This window comes from Pseudoalteromonas aurantia 208 (assembly GCF_014858725.1).
In the GTDB taxonomy this organism is placed as follows: domain Bacteria; phylum Pseudomonadota; class Gammaproteobacteria; order Enterobacterales; family Alteromonadaceae; genus Pseudoalteromonas; species Pseudoalteromonas aurantia.
Genome location: NZ_AQGV01000012.1, coordinates 142,331 through 157,643, shown reverse-complemented (window position 1 = coordinate 157,643; position 15,313 = coordinate 142,331). Strand labels below are relative to the sequence as shown.

The window sequence follows — 15,313 nt, the reverse complement described above, 5'->3', positions numbered from 1 at the left end:
CAGTATAAAAACTACTGAGGTAGTGCAGCTAAACCGTACGACCTAGTCTGCTCATTATGGGGACAATGCTTTTCTTGTAAACTCAGTGTGTTCGCACTCAGAACAAGGTGAAATCTCACTGGGGTAAAGCACATCCAATTTATGATCGCAATTCTTACATACTAATTGCCCCATTGCTATCCATTCACCCTGCTTATAAACACCATCATGTTCAAAGTCTTGCAAAAGTGCTTGCCATTCTAATTGCGTGCGATCCTCTAATTGAGACAACTCATACCAAATAGACGCTTTTAACTCTTGCCATGCCAGATCATGATAGTGACGATGGTGTGCACTAAAATGTTCAAGGTCACGACGTAAATAATAATGATATTGCTGAATTTTCTCTTTGCTCGACTGTTGTAACGCTTGCTGTTGTTCAACAAACTTTTCTATTAACTCATCCAGCTCGTGATGCTTAATATCTTTTAACCACTCACTAAATTGCGTTAGCCACTGTTTATAACCAGACATTTTAAACTCCAGCACAACTTTCTTAATATAACTATAGCTTATTCACGCACTAACGCGGCGTTGAACCAAACTATTGAAGCAACAAAATGCCCCCGAGATACTGTGAATCGCCCTTTATTTGGGGTATGCTAGCGAACAATTTTTTATTAATTTGCAAGAAGTCTGGAAACGTAGATGCAAGAGCAATATAACCCACAAGACATTGAGTCAAAAGTTCAGCAACACTGGGAAGAAAACAAGACATTTAAAGTTGTCGAAGACCAAAGCAAAGAGAAATATTACTGTCTCTCGATGTTCCCATACCCAAGTGGTCGACTGCACATGGGTCATGTTCGTAACTACACTATTGGGGATGTTGTATCTCGCTTCCAACGTTTGCAAGGCAAAAATGTCATGCAGCCGATGGGTTGGGATGCGTTTGGCTTACCAGCAGAGAATGCAGCCATTAAGAACAACACTGCCCCAGCAAAGTGGACCTATGAAAATATCGATTACATGCGTGATCAACTAAAGCAACTTGGCTTTGGCTACGATTGGGATCGCGAAATTGCGACGTGTCACCCTGAATACTATAAGTGGGAACAATGGTTCTTCACCAAGCTGTATGAAAAAGGCCTAGTATACAAAAAGATGTCAACCGTAAACTGGGATCCTGTTGACCAAACTGTACTTGCAAATGAGCAAGTGATCGATGGCAAAGGCTGGCGTTCTGGTGCTGCAGTTGAGCAAAAAGAGATCCCACAGTGGTTCATTAAAATAACTGACTATGCCCAAGAATTATTAGATGACTTAGACAAGCTAGATGACTGGCCTGAGCAAGTTAAGACCATGCAGCGCAATTGGATTGGCCGTTCTGAAGGTTTAGAAATCGATTTCAAACGCGCAGATAACAGCGAAACGTTTACGGTCTACACAACTCGCCCTGACACATTTATGGGTGTGACATACGTAGGCGTAGCAGCAGGCCACCCTATTGCGCAAGAAGCGGCTAAAAGGAATGAAGCAATTGCTGCATTTGTAGAAGAATGCAAAAACACCAAAGTTGCAGAAGCTGATATGGCAACAATGGACAAAAAAGGCATTGATACTGGTTTTACTGCGGTTCACCCGTTAACAGGTAAAGAAGTACCAATTTGGGTGGCAAACTTCGTATTAATGGATTACGGTTCAGGCGCGGTCATGGCCGTACCAGGGCACGACCAACGTGATTTTGAGTTTGCTACTGCATACGGGCTTGAGATCAAACAAGTTATTACCCCTAAACACAACTCTGAGCTAACAGCTGACATCAGTAAAGAAGCATTTACGGAAAAAGGAGTGTTGATCAACTCAGGTGAATTTGACGGGTTAGCGTTTAAAGCTGCATTTGATGCTATTGCTGATAAACTAGAGGCTCAAGGTGCCGGTAAGCGTAAGGTTAATTTTCGTTTACGTGATTGGGGCGTAAGTCGTCAACGCTATTGGGGCTCTCCAATTCCCATGTTAAGCGACGAGCAAGGCCAAGAGCTGGCAGCAAGCGAAGATATGCTACCAGTACGCTTACCAGAAGATGTCGTTATGAATGGCGTGACCTCTCCACTTAAAGCTGACCCTGAGTGGGCTAAAACGACCGTCAACGGTGTACCTGTATTCCATGAAACTGATACATTCGATACCTTTATGGAATCATCATGGTACTACGCACGTTACTGTAGCCCTCGTTATGACGAAGGTATGCTAGAGCCTGGTGCGGCAAATTATTGGTTGCCAGTCAATCAATACATCGGTGGTATAGAGCATGCCATTTTACACCTTTTGTATTCTCGCTTTTTCCATAAATTACTACGTGACTTTGGGCTCGTTAACTCAGATGAGCCGTTTGAACGTTTATTGTGTCAAGGCATGGTATTAGCAGAGACTTTTTATCGTAAAGATGAAAAAGGCGGTGATATTTGGATTTCACCAACTGATGTTGAAACAGAAACCGACGACAAAGGGCGTGTTACAAAAGCATGGCACAAAGATGATGGCCAGCCAGTATTTTCTTCAGGCATGAGTAAAATGTCAAAGTCGAAGAACAATGGTATTGACCCACAGACCGTTATCAAACAATACGGCGCTGATACCGTTCGCTTATTTATGATGTTTACCGCACCACCAGAGCAAACATTAGAATGGTCAGACTCAGGTGTTGAAGGTGCACATCGTTTCCTAAAACGTGTGTGGAAATATGCCGTTGACGTTAATGCTGCGGGTAAAGCTGAATTAGACACAAGTGCATTAAGCAGCAATCAAAAAGTATTGCGTCGTGAAGTACACAAAGCCATCGCTAAGGTGACGGATGATTTATCACGTCGTCAAACCTTCAATACGGCCATAGCAGCAATCATGGAGCTGTCTAACAAACTGGCTAAAGCACCACTTAAAGACGCGCAAGATATTGCTATTGCAAACGAAGCGCTACACGCGATCGTTATTATGCTTGCTCCAATCGCGCCACATATGTGTCATGAACTATGGGCTGAGCTTGGGTTTGAATCTGATATTTTAGATGCTGCTTGGCCCGATGTTGATGAGTCTGCGTTAGTTGAAGATGAGAAGCTGATTATCGTGCAAGTCAATGGTAAGCTGCGCGCTAAACTAACGGTTGCAGCCGATGCAACACAAGAACAAGTTGAAGCCATCGCATTTGCAGAAGAGAACGTAACCAAGTTCACTGATGACAAAACCATTCGCAAAGTCATTTATGTACCTGGTAAGTTACTCAACGTGGTAGCAAACTAAGATGCGCCTTGCTCATTTTGTAAAACACGGATTAGCGCTTGCGCTGATCTGTGTTTTGTTATCAAGCTGTGGCTTTCATTTAAAGAAAGCGTCATATTTGCCCCAAGATCTGCGAACAATTATACTCACTGCTGATGATAAGCGCTCTGAGGTATTTGAATTATTAAAAGCGGACTTGAAACGCGCTGACGTGTCAATTATTGATTCAAAACATGCCGCTAACAATGTCTCATTGCATTTATACAAAGATACCTTAGAAAGACAAACATTGAGCTTGTTTAAAAACGGCCAAGTTGCGCAATATGAGCTTGCATATGGGGTTGCCTATCGTATAACTCGTCCTGGGCAAGAGCCTGTTGAGCAGGGTTTTGAATTGTATCGAAATTATCAAGACGATCCTGACAATGCGTTAGCAAAAGCCAAAGAGTTAGATATCATTTTGCGTGAACTTCGCCAACTTGCAAGCAAGCGCATTATCAGGGAGTTATCACAACTATAATGCGCAGTTACGCAAATCAGCTTCCGAGTCAACTAAGTAAATCACTTCACCCGTTTTATATGGTGTTTGGTGAAGAACCTTTCCAAGAAGCGCAATGTGTCTTCGCAATTAAACAAGCAGCTAAACGGCAAGGTTTTGACGAAATCATTAAGTTCAATTACCTCCCTGGCTTTGATTGGCAAGAGCTTCTCGCGCAATACAATAGTATGTCGCTGTTTAGTGCTCGCACACTAATAGAATTCGATTTAAACCAGTTAAAGCCTGGCACACCTGGTAGCCAAGCATTCAAAAAACTGACCGAACATCTTAACCCAGACGTAATTGTTATTATTAAAGGCAGTAAAGCAGGTCAAGATATACAACGTAGCGCTTGGTTCAAAGCACTAGATAAACAGGGTTTGTTTGTTCCGTGTTACACGCTTGCTGGCAATCATTTACACCGTTGGCTAGATGAACAATGTAGCGCTCTACAACTCAACCTTAACCCTGATGCAAAACGCAGTCTGTTAGAAGCAACTGAAGGTAATTTGCTGGCAACCCATCAGGAACTCGAAAAGTTGTCATTATTATATAAACACCAACCTATTGACCATACTCAAGTTTTAAACGGTTTATTAAATCAGTCTAAATACGATATTTTTGATTTAAACTCGGCACTACTACAAGGTGACGCTCATACCGCTATCAAAGTATTACTAAAACTCGCTGATGATAATGTTGAAGCAACCAGTGTTTTATGGACTTTTAATAAAGAGGCGCAAACGTTATTAGAGATAAAATCAGCAATGCAACAAGGCGAAAACCTCAATCAGTTGTTTAAACGACATAACATATGGAAAAACCAGCAAGCACTTACACAACATGCACTCGATAGGTTGACCATTAATCAACTTAAGAACATTATCAATTGTTTGGCTGAGTTTGATGCTGCCTATAAACGCTCTGCTATGGTTGCGCCATACCAAGCACTTGCTCATATCGCATTATCGTTTTGCATGTCGATTGATATGCCTCTGCCCTATCAACTTGACGCTCATTAATCATGATTGCATTATTTGGTGGTACATTTGATCCTGTTCATCTTGGCCACATCAATATGGCCGAGAATTGTATTACACAATTGGGATTGGAACAGTTACGCTTTCTACCCTGTGCAATACCTGTCCACAAAGCTGCACCAGGTGTAACCGAACAACATCGTCTCGCAATGCTAGATATTGCGACTCGTGAAAATTCATATTTCTACATTGATACTCGAGAGTTGCGTCGACAAGGCCCTTCTTATTCTCTTTTAAGTTTACAAGAATGCCGAGCTGAATATCCAGACCAACCATTAATTTTTTTAATGGGCATGGATTCATTTAATAGTTTACCAGCTTGGTTTGAGTGGCAAGCGATCACGTCTATTTGCCATATCGTGGTATACCAGCGACCGGGGGAAGTTCGCAGTACTTGCCCTCCCCTCATCGAGTATTTAAGTAGAAGTGAAGTCACTGATATCTCTCAACTGCACGCCCAAATAAGCGGTCTTTGCTACTTCTTAACTGGAAATGTAAAAGATGTTTCTTCAAGTCAAATTCGTAACTTTATAAAATATCAACAACATACGGAACATTTACTGCAAGCTGAAGTCATAGAGTATATTCGCAAACATCACTTGTATGCTGATTAAGGTCTTTGGCTGTGCTAAAATCGCCGACTATTTTATAACTTAAGAGTAACCCAGTTGAATTCAGAACAACTTTTAGACTTTGCACTAGACAAAGTTGATGATATGAAAGCCCGTGATGTCGTTAAATTAGACGTAAGAGAAGTGTCCACTGTCACTGACTATTTAATCGTTTGTTCAGGCAACTCAAAACGCCATGTACAGTCAATTGCCGACAATGTTGCTAAGGCAGCACGCCATGCAGGTGAAGAACCGTTAGGTCAAGAAGGACAGGATGTCGGTGAGTGGGTATTAGTTGACTTAGGTGAGGTGGTTGTTCACGTGATGCAAGATCAAACTCGAAGCCTATATGATTTAGAGAAACTCTGGGGCTAACTTTGAAAATACAATTGGTTGCCGTTGGCACAAAAATGCCATCATGGGTCGAAATAGGGTTTAAAGAATATCAACGTCGCTTTCCAAAAGACATGGCGCTAGAACTACTAGAGATCCCTGCTGGAAAACGCGGAAAAAATGCAGATATCAAAAGGATTTTACAGATTGAAGGAGAAAAAACTCTCGCTGCAATTCCCAAAGGCAACCGAATTGTTACCCTTGAGGTGACAGGTAAAGCATGGGACACCCATGATTTGGCAAAAAACATGCAAAAGTGGCAATTGGACGGCCGAGACATTAGCTTGTTAATTGGCGGGCCTGAGGGGCTTGCGCCAGAGTGTATAGCAGCCTCAGAGCAAAAGTGGTCATTATCAAATCTGACCTTACCACACCCACTGGTTCGCATTATTGTTGCTGAAAGCTTATACCGTGGGTGGAGTTTAAATACCAATCACCCATATCATAGGGAATGACCGTTTCTTATGTTAAAAAAACGGTCAACTATTCGCGATCATTCAGCTGAAGCAAACCTGTTTGCTCGCCGTGCTTTTGTTGGCTTTATTTTTGTTGTATTACTCATTGGTATGTTAATCATGAATATTTACCATTTACAGGTAAAAGACTATGAGACATATCAAACTCGCTCTAATGATAATCGAATTAAGCTTATACCTGTAGCACCAAATAGAGGGTTAATCTACGATAGGAATGGTGTTCTACTCGCTGAAAATCGCCCAGTGTACAATTTGGAGGTTGTGCCTGAAGATGTTCATGACCTTGAAAAAAGCTTAACCGAATTAGCACAGCTTCTGGAAATAACTGACACACAACAATCCGACTTTTTAAAAGATATCCGCAAACAACGCCGTTTTAAAAGCCAGATACTCAAAGCTCGACTGAATGAGCAAGAAGTCGCCGTTTTCTCTGTTAATCAACATAAATTTCCAGGATTTAGTATTGAAGCAAGACTCGCTCGACACTACCCTTTTGGAGATACATTAACGCATGCCTTAGGCTATGTCGCCAAACTTAATAAAGACGAACTAAGTGAGCTAAAATCCGCTAATCAAGCAACGAACTACCGTGCGACACATGATATCGGCAAACGTGGGATTGAAAAATTTTATGAACAACAGCTACACGGGACTGTTGGTTCTCAGCGTGTGGAAGTCAATAATCGTGGTCGTGTTATTCGCACCTTAAATATGGAAGCACCAACCCCTGGTAAAGACTTAGTTTTAACACTTGATATCGGATTACAACAAATTGCCCAACATGCATTGAAAGATGCACGAGGAGCCGTCGTTGTTATGGATCCGAAAGATGGTGGGATCCTCGCGCTTTATTCTAACCCAAGTTATGACCCAAACTTATTTGTGCATGGAATAAGTGGTGCTAATTATAAAAAGCTGCTCAATCAAGATCGACCTTTGATAAATCGAACGACCCAAGGAAGTTACGCGCCAGCATCTACCGTAAAGCCACACCTTGCGATATTAGGTTTGGAAGAAGGGATTGTCACGGAGCAAACACAAGTCTGGGATCCTGGCTTTTTTCAAATACCAAATGTCGACCACAAGTGGCGTGATTGGAAGCGTTGGGGTCACGGCCATGTAGATGTTTATCGTGCTATTGAAGAGTCATGTGATACATATTATTACCGCATTGCATACCGAGCTGGGATCACCAAAATCAGTAACTTCATGTCGCAATTTGGATTTGGAGATTTATCTGGAATAGATATTCACGAAGAAACGACGGCGATAATGCCTACTGTAGAGTGGAAAAAAGAGCGATTCAAAGAAAACTGGTGGCCAGGTGACACGATTTCGGTTGGGATTGGCCAGGGCTATTGGACCGCAACACCAATACAGATAGCTAATGCTCTCACTATTTTAGTTAATCGTGGTGCACATCACCAACCTCACTTGGTTCAAGTGACAAAGCAGGATAATGTTATAAATCAGCTATTTACAGAAGAGAAGGCGCCAGTACAATTACAAAATCCAGATAATTGGCGAATCGCATTGAAAGCCATGCATAACACCGTAGCTAAAACCACAGGCACAGCGCACAAAGCTTTCAAAGGGGTAAGCTACGATCCTGCAGGAAAAACGGGTACTGCGCAAGTTGTCAGTATTGCACAAGGCGAAAAGTATGATGCCTCTAAACTCAATGAACGTCATCGTGACAACGCTATTTATACGGGCTTTGCTCCTTATAATGACCCACGTATTGTCGTCGCTGTTGTCGTCGAAAACCAAGGAGCTGGTAGTTCTGTTGCAGCCCCCGTCGCACGCCAATTAATGGATTATTACTTTTCAGCCTACCCCTTGGAAAATACTGTTAATGATACCTCTAAACTATAAACGCACATTTTGGCAAAAAGTCCACATCGACCTCCCTCTGTTATTTGCGTTGATAATAATGATGTTAGGCAGTTTAACAGTTGTATATAGCGCTAGCGGTCAAGACATTAATATGATGACACGTCATGCAACGCGTATGGCGAGCGCAGTCATCGCATTGCTGTTTATGGCTCAACTCTCTCCTAATACGCTAAAGCGTATTGTGATCCCAATGTATATTGTTGGTTTAGGTATGCTCGTTGCCGTTTTATTTGTTGGTGTCAGTAGCAAAGGTGCACAACGCTGGTTAGATGTGGGGATCACTCGCTTTCAACCCGCTGAAATTATGAAAATTGCAGTGCCGATGATGGTGGCTTGGTACATTGGGCAACACCGCCTACCACCTTCGATATTGAATCTATTTATTGGTTTTACCATTGTGATGGTACCGACCATTTTGATTAAAGAGCAACCAGATTTAGGGACTTCTATATTGATTGCTAGCTCAGGTATATTTGTGCTCTTTTTATCTGGGTTAAGCTGGCGACTGATTGGCTTTGCCGCGCTTCTAATGGGCCCTGCGGGTTTTGCATTTTGGAGCTACGGAATGCATGCATATCAAAAGCAGCGAGTACTTACATTATTTAACCCTGAAAGCGATCCTCTCGGCGCAGGATATCACATCATCCAGTCAAAAATCGCCATTGGGTCGGGCGGAATTGAAGGTAAAGGCTGGTTACATGGAACACAGTCGCAGTTAGAGTTTTTGCCCGAGCGCCATACTGACTTTATTTTTTCAGTACTCAGCGAGGAATTTGGCCTGTTAGGGGTCATATTGTTACTTAGTGTGTACTTATTTATTATTGGTCGTGGTTTATACATCGCGGTAAATGCCCAAGATGCATTCAGTAAGTTACTCGCTGGCGCACTAACTATGACATTTTTTGTGTATATTTTTGTGAATATAGGCATGGTATCTGGCTTATTGCCTGTGGTTGGTGTTCCTCTTCCATTAATTAGTTATGGTGGGACATCCATGGTCACCTTAATGGCTGGGTTTGGTATAATCATGGCAATCGCCACAGATAAAAGAATGTTACTCAAATCATGAATCGTGTTTTTACTAATATTTTACGCCTAAGTCTATTAGTCCTGCTCAGTGCGTGTAGTACTCGCTACCATATTACACAAGATAAGGCGCCTTTAAGGGTGCCAACAGAATTCGAGATGCACGATGCCCAGGTGACTAATGAACCTAAGAGTGTCAGTACGGGTCGACCTTATACCATTCAAGGTAAACGTTACACACCGATGTCTGACGAAAAAGGTTATACCGAAATAGGGGTTGCATCTTGGTATGGTCGAAAGTTTCATGGCTATCACACCTCAAACGGCGAAATTTTTAATATGTTTGATATGAGTGCAGCACATAAGACTTTACCTTTACCAAGCTTCGTAAAAGTCACAAACACCGATAATGGCCGAACAGCGATTGTGAGAGTCAATGATAGAGGGCCTTTTCATGATGATAGGCTAATTGACCTATCTTACGCAGCTGCTTATAAATTAGGGTATCACCTAAATGGTACAGCCAAAGTTAAGGTAGAAGCCATTACCATTGACAGAAGTGCGCCTAGATTAACTTACATTCAAGTCGCCGCTGGCAGCAACTTAGATCACTTAAAAAGTCTGTCTGCGACATTACAAAGTAGATTTCAATTACAAACCCCGATTCATTCTGAAAAAGGGCTGTACAAACTGCGGTTAGGACCTATTCTTGATGACAAAACAGCACAAGCCGTGCTTGATAAGCTACGAAAAGGCAAATATAAACATGCCTTCTTGCTTTATAGTGAACATCAACTTTAGAATATACCGTTAACGCTGATTAAATTTAAATAAAACTGCGAGCATAATGACTTTATTAAAACCAAAACTTATTACCAAATTGTGTGGCCTTGTGTGCTCTGTATCCTTATTTGCAGCAAACGCACAAATTATTCCATCAGTTCCCCAAATTAATGCCAAAGGGTATTTTTTGGTTGATTTTACTACCGGTAAAATTATTGCCTCAGGTGAAGCTGATACTAAACTAGCGCCCGCAAGCTTAACGAAAATGATGACTAGCTATGTTATCGGAACCGAAATTGTATCTGGTAATATTGCACCGACAGATATGGTAACCATCAGCGAAAAAGCGTGGGCTAAAAACTTTCCAGAATCGTCTAAAATGTTTATTGAAGTCGGAAAGCAAGTCAGCGTTGACGACCTTAATAGAGGGATCATTATTCAATCCGGTAATGATGCGTGCGTAGCAATGGCTGAGCACATCGCTGGCAGTGAAGATGCGTTTGCAGATCTCATGAATGCACATTCTGAAAAACTGGGTATGACCAATACCCATTTTATTAATAGCCATGGTTTAGATACTGATCAGCATTATACAACGCCGCGAGATATGGCAACATTAGGGGTAGCGCTTATCCGTGATGTGCCTGAAGAGTATGCTCTATATAAAGAAAAGTCTTTCACTTTTAATGGAATTAAACAGTATAACCGTAATTCTCTACTGTGGGATGCGAGCTTAAATGTAGATGGTATAAAAACGGGCCATACTTCGGAAGCTGGGTATAGCCTTGTGACCTCTGCAACCAAAGATGACATGCGCTTGGTGTCTGTGGTAATGGGCACCACAAGCGAACGTGCACGTATGGTGGAAAGCAGAAAGTTACTCAACTACGGATTCAGATTTTTTGAAACAATCACACCGTATAAAGCAGGTGATAGCTTTGCAGAACAGCGAATCTGGATGGGAAATAAAGAAACTGTATCTTTAGGCATTCTTGAAGATACACCAATTACTATCCCTCGAGGGCAGCGTAAAAACTTAAAAGCCAATTTTGAACTTGATAACACGCTAGAAGCGCCATTAACAAAAGGCTCTAAAGTGGGCACTTTATATTTACAGCTTGAAGGCGAAGAAATTGCTAAATATCCACTAGTTACGCTAGAAGAAATTGAAGAAGGTAGCTTCTTCAGTAAGGTCTACGACTACTTACGTTTACAGATCATGCAATAGTTTAAAATGTATTCATACAACGCTCCTCTTTGGGGCGTTTTTTTTTACCTCAAAAATGATAGAATGCCGCCATTACTGAGCATGATGCGCCAAGAGCAAGCAATTCGCTCACCTAAACATAAAGTAGTGAGGATACCGTCGTGGTAAAACCTGTAAAAGATACTAAGTTTGATGAATTTTTAGAATTCCCATGTCCGTTTACTTTCAAAATCATGGGTCTTGCAAACGTAAACCTAACTGACCAAGTGATAGCCAAATTACAAGCGATTGTACCAGGGGACTACTCACCCAAGGTCAAGCCGAGCAGTAAAGGGACCTATGAGTCGATCACCGTCGTCGCTACCGTAGGTTCCAAGGAACATATTGAGCAGATTTATACTGATGTAGGCGGTTTAGATGATGTCCGCTACGTGCTGTAAATAGTAGAGAGCAACATGAAGCATAATTCAGTGATTGTTCGCCAACTTGGCCGTCGCAGTTACGAGCCAATCTGGCATAAAATGCAGTCTTTTACTGATACCAGAGACGACAATACCGCAGATGAAATATGGCTGGTAGAACACGAGCCGGTATTCACTCAAGGTCAAGCAGGCAAGAAAGAACACTTACTTTGCACCGGTGATATTCCTGTAATAAAAGTCGACAGGGGTGGCCAAGTCACTTATCACGGACCTGGTCAACAAATGATGTATGTGCTATTAAACTTACGCCGCTTAAATATTGGTGTTCGTGAGCTGGTAACTTGGTTAGAAGAAAGCATCGTCGACTATTTAGCAGAGATAAACATTAAAGCCTATGCAAAAGCAGATGCACCTGGTGTTTACGTTAATAATAGTAAAATAGCTTCCTTGGGGTTAAGAGTCCGTCGTGGCTGTTCGTTTCATGGATTAGCACTGAACGTTAATATGGACATGGGTCCATTCTTACGTATTAATCCATGTGGCTATGCCGGTATGGATATGATTCAAACGAGTGATTTAAATGGTCCATCAAATATGAGTGATGTATCAGATGGACTAGTAAAGCACATGTTACAACGCTTAAAAGCTGAACATGTTGAGCAAATTGAAGGGTTTGAAAACGAATGAGTAAACCAGTAAAAATGGAGCCAGGGGTAAAGCTTCGTGACGCCGAAAAAATGGCACTTATCCCAGTAAAAGTATTGCCTACTGAACGAGAGGAAATGCTCCGTAAACCTGAATGGTTAAAAATCCGCTTACCAAAATCAAGTGAGCGTATTGATGGCATCAAACAAGCAATGCGTAAACACGGTTTACACTCTGTGTGTGAAGAAGCATCATGTCCTAATCTATCCGAATGTTTCAATCACGGTACCGCCACATTTATGATCCTTGGTGCGATTTGTACTCGCCGCTGCCCATTTTGTGATGTTGCTCATGGCCGCCCGCTTAAACCAGATGCAGCCGAACCAGAGAAGCTCGCGCTCACGATAAAAGACATGAAGTTGAGTTATGTCGTGATCACCTCAGTCGACCGTGATGATTTGCGCGACGGGGGGGCTCAGCACTTTGCCGACTGTATTAAAGAAATTAGAAAGCACAGCCCCAATATCACTATTGAAATTCTAGTGCCTGATTTCAGAGGTCGTATGGAAAAAGCGTTAGAGATCCTTTCCCAAACACCGCCAGACGTTTTCAACCATAACCTAGAAACTGCCCCTAGGTTATATAAGTTAGCCCGCCCAGGCGCTGATTATAAATGGTCGCTCGAATTGCTACGCCGCTTTAAAGAAGCACACCCTGAGGTTAAGACTAAATCAGGCCTGATGGTTGGGTTAGGTGAAGAAATTTCAGAGATTGAAGAAGTATTACGCGATCTAAGAGAGCATAACGTAGACATGCTTACCGTTGGTCAGTACTTACAACCTTCAAAACACCATTTACCTGTTAAACGCTACGTGCCACCTGCTGAGTTTGACGCACTAAAAGAGTATGCCGACGAAATTGGATTCGTCCACGCAGCATCTGGGCCTTTTGTACGCTCTAGCTACCACGCAGACCAACAAGCTGCGGGTAAAGAAGTGAAGTAATCCGTATATAAACAGTACAAAAGCGTGGCACTGACCACGTTTTTGTACTTGCTGCCTTCTGTAGAGATGTATTAACATCTATACAGTGACAATAAAACTGGCAACGCATTGATTTAAATTGAATAAAACCACCTCATCCATACCAATGTACAACATAAGTTACAATCTTTAACATTGATTTGTCATAAAGCTATTTCATTTTGTTTGTTTGCGTTATATCTTCCTGTGTCTCTCACAAACAAAAGGGCAATGTGTGCTTAAAAATAAAACTATCGGGAGTATGCTGATCGTCGCAGGTACAACCATTGGCGCCGGAATGCTCGCACTCCCTATCGCATCTGCGGGTCTGGGGTTTAGTACCGCAATTATCCTACTGGTGCTTTCTTGGCTACTTATGACGTATACCGCATTATTGATGCTAGAACTTCATCAATATGCAAACGTAGACTCAACCTTAAATACCTTAGCAAAGTCTATCTTAGGAAAAAAAGGCCAGTATATTGCTAACTTCTCCATGGTATTCTTATTTTATGCATTGTGTGCAGCTTATATTGCCGGTGGTGGAGCGCAATTACAAAGTAAGCTCAGTGATCTGCTTAATATCAACGTTGCCCCACAAGCTGGCTCAATTTTGCTTGCAATTGTTATAGCTGCCATTGTCACGGCTGGTACTAGCACCGTAGATAAGTTAAACAGAGTACTATTTAGCATTAAAATAATAGTGCTTACGAGCCTCTTCTTTGTCCTAACGCCATACGTGCAAGGAACTCACTTATTAGATATGCCTATAAAGCAAGGCTTAATAATTAGTGCAATACCCGTTATTTTTACTTCTTTCGGTTTTCATGGTTCAATTCCTTCCATCGTAAAGTATGTAGGCCTAGATATTAAATCACTACGCCGAGTCATGATGTTTGGTGCCTCGCTGCCGCTCGTTATTTATATTGGCTGGCAAATTCTAAGCCAAGGCGTAATGAGTCAAGAAAGCTTGCTCAGCAGTAACGGATTACAAGGGTTTGTTCAAAGCATCGCGAATATTGCCCATAATCCAAATGTATCAACTTTTGTTACCCTTTTTGCCGATTTAGCCTTAGCGACTTCGTTCTTGGGTGTAAGTCTTGGCCTATTTGACTTTTTCGCTGATGCTTTCAAACAAGGTGATAATAAAAAAGGAAGGATCACCACGGCATTAATCACTTTCTTACCTCCTTTAGGGTTTGCTCTCTTTTACCCTCAGGGATTTATAATGGCTTTAGGCTATGCCGCTATTGCGCTTGTTGTTTTAGCTATATTTTTACCGGTTTCTATGGTTTGGGTACAAAGAAAAGAGGTTATTCACAATCCCGGCTATAAAGTCCGCGGGGGGAAACTAGGACTTGCCGTAGCCGCACTTTGTGGTTTGATAATCATTACTTCACAGGTTTTACAAATATTTACTGTGATCCCTGCATTAGGCTAGGAATGTGATGTGATGGAATGACTAAGACATCGGTGATTTCATCACTTCAGTAGTCGAAAACTTCTTTTTCAAGAACACGACTAAAGGAGCAAAACATAACAAAACAACTGTAATATTGACTAAAGGTAAGATAGTTTTATATAAATAAGGAGAATAAGTTAAATCTAGTAAATGCCTATCGACTAAACGAAACAGCTGTAAAAGAGGCGCAGGCAAAATCACCAACTGAGCAATAATACTCTGCCAAATATAGACTTTATCCTTTAATGCCCAATAAGCTAAAATCGCCATAAAAACAATATCATTTAAAGCCCAAACAATATAACGAAGCACATACTTGTCACCATCGGCTTCTTTAATAATGTCGAAAGAAAAATATCCTACGATATAAAAGACAGCACACAAAGATGCATAGCGTAAAGCAAGCTTATCTTTGAGAACAAAAAACAAAGCAACCGCTATAAAAGTGACGACGGTTGCATGATCCCTTATCAGGTACAGAAAAGCATTTATTTCTTCTGAAAATAAGCCAACTAACACAAAAGAGCTACTTATTTA

General features: G+C 41.6%; 16 protein-coding genes. 14 read left to right on the top strand and 2 right to left on the bottom strand.

Going from position 1 to position 15,313, the window contains the following annotated elements; translation table 11 throughout:
- Positions 1–54: 54 nt before the first annotated feature.
- Positions 55–513, bottom strand: a complete 459-nt coding sequence (locus PAUR_RS04780) for a zinc ribbon-containing protein (protein ID WP_192506680.1) — start codon at positions 511–513, stop codon at positions 55–57.
- A gap of 174 nt (positions 514–687) precedes the next feature.
- Here PAUR_RS04780 and leuS point away from each other — a divergent pair, with 174 nt between their 5' ends.
- The 14 genes from leuS to PAUR_RS04710 all read left to right on the top strand — a co-directional run bounded on the left by leuS (position 688) and on the right by PAUR_RS04710 (position 14,755).
- On the top strand, positions 688–3,276 hold the full coding sequence (gene leuS / locus PAUR_RS04775; protein WP_192506679.1) for a leucine--tRNA ligase: 2,589 nt from the start codon (positions 688–690) through the stop codon (positions 3,274–3,276).
- A gap of 1 nt (position 3,277) precedes the next feature.
- The gene (locus PAUR_RS04770; RefSeq protein ID WP_192506678.1) at positions 3,278–3,775 is read left to right on the top strand and encodes an LPS-assembly lipoprotein LptE; all 498 of its coding nucleotides are present in this window, start codon (positions 3,278–3,280) and stop codon (positions 3,773–3,775) included.
- Positions 3,775–4,815, top strand: a complete 1,041-nt coding sequence (holA, locus tag PAUR_RS04765) for a DNA polymerase III subunit delta (protein WP_192506677.1) — start codon at positions 3,775–3,777, stop codon at positions 4,813–4,815. The genes PAUR_RS04770 and holA overlap by 1 nt, the downstream gene beginning before the upstream one ends.
- A gap of 2 nt (positions 4,816–4,817) precedes the next feature.
- Positions 4,818–5,447: a nicotinate-nucleotide adenylyltransferase gene (nadD, locus tag PAUR_RS04760; protein WP_192506676.1), complete on the top strand. Its 630-nt coding sequence runs from the start codon at positions 4,818–4,820 to the stop codon at positions 5,445–5,447.
- Positions 5,448–5,501: 54 nt separating this feature from the next.
- On the top strand, positions 5,502–5,819 hold the full coding sequence (gene rsfS / locus PAUR_RS04755) for a ribosome silencing factor (RefSeq protein ID WP_192506675.1): 318 nt from the start codon (positions 5,502–5,504) through the stop codon (positions 5,817–5,819).
- A gap of 2 nt (positions 5,820–5,821) precedes the next feature.
- Positions 5,822–6,292: a 23S rRNA (pseudouridine(1915)-N(3))-methyltransferase RlmH gene (gene rlmH, locus PAUR_RS04750; protein WP_192506674.1), complete on the top strand. Its 471-nt coding sequence runs from the start codon at positions 5,822–5,824 to the stop codon at positions 6,290–6,292.
- A 9-nt stretch (positions 6,293–6,301) separates the two neighbouring features.
- Positions 6,302–8,188 carry a penicillin-binding protein 2 gene (mrdA, locus tag PAUR_RS04745; protein WP_192506673.1) on the top strand — a complete coding sequence of 629 codons (1,887 nt, stop codon included), beginning with the start codon at positions 6,302–6,304 and terminating at the stop codon, positions 8,186–8,188.
- Positions 8,169–9,278, top strand: coding sequence for a rod shape-determining protein RodA (rodA, locus tag PAUR_RS04740; RefSeq protein ID WP_192506672.1), 1,110 nt, complete (start codon positions 8,169–8,171; stop codon positions 9,276–9,278). The genes mrdA and rodA overlap by 20 nt, the downstream gene beginning before the upstream one ends.
- Positions 9,275–10,036 (top strand): septal ring lytic transglycosylase RlpA family protein, encoded by a 762-nt coding sequence (locus PAUR_RS04735; protein ID WP_192506671.1) that lies wholly within the window; start codon positions 9,275–9,277, stop codon positions 10,034–10,036. The genes rodA and PAUR_RS04735 overlap by 4 nt, the downstream gene beginning before the upstream one ends.
- A 46-nt stretch (positions 10,037–10,082) precedes the next feature.
- Positions 10,083–11,246: a serine hydrolase gene (locus tag PAUR_RS04730; RefSeq protein WP_192506670.1), complete on the top strand. Its 1,164-nt coding sequence runs from the start codon at positions 10,083–10,085 to the stop codon at positions 11,244–11,246.
- Between the two features lie 140 nt (positions 11,247–11,386).
- Complete coding sequence (gene ybeD, locus PAUR_RS04725; RefSeq protein WP_192506669.1) at positions 11,387–11,665, top strand: DUF493 family protein YbeD; 279 nt, start codon at positions 11,387–11,389, stop codon at positions 11,663–11,665.
- Between the two features lie 15 nt (positions 11,666–11,680).
- The gene (gene lipB / locus PAUR_RS04720; RefSeq protein ID WP_192506668.1) at positions 11,681–12,334 is read left to right on the top strand and encodes a lipoyl(octanoyl) transferase LipB; all 654 of its coding nucleotides are present in this window, start codon (positions 11,681–11,683) and stop codon (positions 12,332–12,334) included.
- A complete protein-coding gene (lipA, locus tag PAUR_RS04715; protein ID WP_192506667.1) occupies positions 12,331–13,296 on the top strand; it encodes a lipoyl synthase in 966 nt (321 codons plus the stop codon). The genes lipB and lipA overlap by 4 nt, the downstream gene beginning before the upstream one ends.
- A gap of 253 nt (positions 13,297–13,549) precedes the next feature.
- Positions 13,550–14,755: an aromatic amino acid transport family protein gene (locus PAUR_RS04710; RefSeq protein WP_192506666.1), complete on the top strand. Its 1,206-nt coding sequence runs from the start codon at positions 13,550–13,552 to the stop codon at positions 14,753–14,755.
- Positions 14,756–14,776: 21 nt separating this feature from the next.
- Here the strand turns inward: PAUR_RS04710 and PAUR_RS04705 are convergent, their stop codons facing one another.
- Positions 14,777–15,295: a hypothetical protein gene (locus tag PAUR_RS04705; protein WP_192506665.1), complete on the bottom strand. Its 519-nt coding sequence runs from the start codon at positions 15,293–15,295 to the stop codon at positions 14,777–14,779.
- Between the last annotated feature and the right edge of the window lie 18 nt (positions 15,296–15,313).